Source organism: Corynebacterium sp. HMSC034B08 (genome assembly GCF_001835805.1).
Taxonomy (GTDB): domain Bacteria; phylum Actinomycetota; class Actinomycetes; order Mycobacteriales; family Mycobacteriaceae; genus Corynebacterium; species Corynebacterium coyleae.
Map to the genome: position 1 here is coordinate 1 of NZ_KV825937.1, position 3,224 is coordinate 3,224.

General features: G+C 55.7%; 5 protein-coding genes and 1 pseudogene. All 6 read right to left on the bottom strand.

Annotated features, from left to right (window positions below; translation table 11 throughout):
- Positions 1-57: 57 nt before the first annotated feature.
- Positions 58-213 (bottom strand): hypothetical protein, encoded by a 156-nt coding sequence (locus tag HMPREF2656_RS13020; protein WP_168167534.1) that lies wholly within the window; start codon positions 211-213, stop codon positions 58-60.
- A gap of 288 nt (positions 214-501) precedes the next feature.
- Positions 502-762, bottom strand: coding sequence for a hypothetical protein (locus HMPREF2656_RS03965; RefSeq protein WP_070815926.1), 261 nt, complete (start codon positions 760-762; stop codon positions 502-504).
- A gap of 178 nt (positions 763-940) precedes the next feature.
- The gene (locus HMPREF2656_RS03970) at positions 941-1,390 is read right to left on the bottom strand and encodes a DUF4411 family protein (RefSeq protein WP_070815927.1); all 450 of its coding nucleotides are present in this window, start codon (positions 1,388-1,390) and stop codon (positions 941-943) included.
- The gene (locus HMPREF2656_RS03975) at positions 1,391-2,059 is read right to left on the bottom strand and encodes an ImmA/IrrE family metallo-endopeptidase (RefSeq protein ID WP_070815928.1); all 669 of its coding nucleotides are present in this window, start codon (positions 2,057-2,059) and stop codon (positions 1,391-1,393) included.
- Positions 2,047-2,535, bottom strand: a complete 489-nt coding sequence (locus HMPREF2656_RS03980) for a helix-turn-helix domain-containing protein (RefSeq protein ID WP_070815929.1) — start codon at positions 2,533-2,535, stop codon at positions 2,047-2,049. The genes HMPREF2656_RS03975 and HMPREF2656_RS03980 overlap by 13 nt, the downstream gene beginning before the upstream one ends.
- Before the next feature lie 385 nt (positions 2,536-2,920).
- Positions 2,921-3,148: pseudogene (locus tag HMPREF2656_RS13430) on the bottom strand (glutaredoxin family protein); the annotation flags it as partial.
- Positions 3,149-3,224: the final 76 nt, after the last annotated feature.

The window sequence follows — 3,224 nt, forward strand, 5'->3', positions numbered from 1 at the left end:
CCGAAACGGCCTAAAACAACTTGACAAAACACACTGGAGCTTGTCACGCTCGGCTTCTCATTCCTGCGCAGCGGCCTTGGCCTGCTTGATTTGTTCCTCCGGGTCTTTGTCGGACGGTTCAAAACCGAGTACCTGCGCGAGTTTCTTCAACGTCGCTGCCTGTTCTTCCGCCTGTTTCGCCTTCACTCGGCGGTCGCCGTTCTCGTTCTTCAACTTGCGGTTTTCCGCTTCGTATCGGGCGAGCTGCTTACGTAGCGCGTCAAGGTCTACGGCTTCGTCCGCCTCGTTGGCCTGCGCCTCGCCTAGGTGTTCACCGGCTTGGGTGTAGTTCCCTGCTCGGTGTCGTGCTGGGCCTGCTGCGCCTTGTCAGCGGCCTGCTGTGCGAGGTCTGCGGGGGTGGTGTTTTCATCCGACATGTGGTTTGTCTCCTCCTTGGGGGCTTGGGTGGTGTTCCAAGCCTTGGTGGTAACGGGGAGGAGTATCGCGGAGTCAGGGTGGCGGTCAGTGTTGCGTGACGGTCACCCAGGCGGAATCGTCCTCACACACCTGCCAGTACCACTCCGGCCACGTATCAGCATTGGAGGACAAAGCCACAACCTCTGTAGGGGTTACCCAGGCGGGAGCGTCACCAACCACCATGGGCACTGTTTCCTCCGGCATTACCATCGCCTCGTCACCGTAAACAACCACCCGGTTAGACCACAGGCGCTCGGGCAGCGCCTCCCTAGCGCGCTCCACCGCCCGTGCTGCAACGTCAATCAACGCTAATCACCGCCAAAACTTCATCCGTAGGTGTCAAATCGTCCGTGCGCATCATCGTCAGCGAACCCGCCTTCAACTTCTTCAACCGTTCGTCAACATTGATTAGTCCATCTAATGACTGGCCTCACACCACTTGATCTCGGCGTCCTCTTTAACCCAGTTCCAGATATGGCCGCTCCTAGTGTGTGCACTGCACTCCCAAGCCATCAGCAGCGTCAGGCAGCTTGACCCGTGTTTGCCTCTTCGGGCTCGGGGTCTCGTTTGTGATCACGGTAAAACTTCGGGCATGCCCACTAGCCACCACCCAAGAATCTGCGACGTTCAGAAACTCTCGTATCGCACTTTCTTTATAAGGATCATCCTTACGAGCACGCACCCACTGCGTCACCTCACGATAGGAGTTAACTTCTTCCTGCGTCTGAGTGAGAATCTGCGTCTTAGGGACAAAGTCTCTCAGCCACTGTGACTTTTCATCATCGCGTTTCAGCAATTCATTTTCTACAGACTGGTGAAAATAAAATTGCCCTTCGGAAAAGAATGCATCGAACTGCCGCCAGTACGATTCAAAAATATCCCGCGGACGGTGATTGAACGCACCGATCACGATATTCGTATCGATGAGGTACACCTATGCGACCTCCTGCATACGAGTAACCGCATTCTTCAGCGTCGCAGTCTTTGCAATGCCCAGTTGGCGCGAAGCTTCCTCTTGAGAAATTGCGCCATCTGCATATTCGCCGGTTACTGTGTCCAAGAACCGGCCACCCAGCCGAGACTTCAACGTGACGAAGAAGTCACCGCCTCCACTAACAATCGGAGGCGTAGGGTTCGAGGGACGTTGCCGAAGGAATTCCTGCACTTGTGGTTTGCCAAGGCGGCGCTGCCCCACAAGGGACCACAGTGCCGTATCCGCGCTTACCCGGTACGCATCGTATGCCCATTCAGTGATGCGTTTCAGATCGGGATTTCTGTCCCATTCCTGCAACAACGCATGCTGCGGCAGAAGCAGGGCAGCTGCAAACCTGTTACACCATCGCTCTACATCGTGATGATCGTTCATGGCTCCAGTGAGCCCTTCTGCAGCGAGTAGTACGTGGCCTAGCTCGTGAGCAAGGCTAAAGTACTGCCCAACTTTGTAATCACTGCCGTTGATGAAGATCAAGGGGTAAGCACCATCGAGCAGTGTGAAAGCACGAAACTCGTCGATGTCGAGTTTGCGGTGGTTGTTATTTCCAAGTACGGAGTTTCGCATCACCAAGACACCGCAGTGCTCAATTGCCTCCGCTAATTCCAGCACATTCTCTCGACCAGTAGCCGCCCTGCCTGGCTTCCATCCAGCATCGGCGAGCTGAGGAAGTAATGCACGCACGGCATCGTCCGGGTTATCACGTAATGTCCATTCGCCACCGAAACGTGGGGCTCAATGCCTTCTGCACGTGCAAATTCGGCGTACCAACCCAAACGCCGCTCACAGGCGTAAATCGTTTCCTTCAATTCCGGGCTGAACTCGGTTACTTTCTTACTGTCTACGGTGCGGAAATCTGGAAAATCCGGTTGGTCATCCGTGGGGTCGTCGAGAAGCAAGTATCCAAACGGGATACATGCAAGCGATGCCAAGTGCTGGGCCTGACGCAACGTCGGGGATACCTCCCCTTCCAGCCATTGCCGGACCAACCGAAAATCGCTTTTTTGGGCAAGTTCTTCAACCGTGACGCCGGTCCGCTGTAGGGCCCAACGCAACGTCGATGCTGCAATGTCGACTCGAACAGTCATCACTCACCTCCCGCTAGTTACGTAGTTTTTACCTTAGCGGAGGAGCCCAACAAACATCTCCGGGGAGCTACAGCTATCAAATTGATACAAACGAGTTTTCATGCCTGCGGAACTAGCCTCGCTCATGCTAGGGTTCATGTCAATCGTTCAGCCCGCCTCCGAGCCAAGCTCAGAGTTTGGGCTGGATTTCTTATTGCAATCTGGCGGATCCCTTCGTACTCCGGCATCGCCCCCACCGTCACCGCACTGACCTGAGTTGGTCGACGAGAAGGGGTCGATGCGAAGCTCGGCCCCACCCCCGGAGTGCACTGCTACGCCCGTCATCGACGGACCGGGAACGAACATAACAACATAAAAACGAAAGAACCCCCAGCGTTGGAAAGAGGAGCTCGGCTTCAAGGTCTGCGTTGTCTACTACCCAGCAGGCAAACTCCTCCTCATCAATGACGACAACCGGCACGCGATCGCCGTATTGGGCGGTGTTGTCGGGGTCCAGGTCGACGTCGACAAGCACTAGCTCCGCGTCACATATCTCCACCACTGGAGCAATCTGCGCTGCCACCCGCTCGCACGAACCGCACGTGGAGCGCACCATCAGCTCGACCGTCTTCATCGCAACTCGTCTTCATCGTGCCTACGTCGCTCGCCCTTGTATGATTGCTCACGCTAACACCGCCACCGAAAGAGTC

Coding starts and splice junctions, on each gene's coding strand:
- HMPREF2656_RS03980 (WP_070815929.1), bottom strand. CDS start 2,535: ATGACTGTTCGAGTCGACATTGCAGCATCGACGTTGCGTTGGGCCCTA.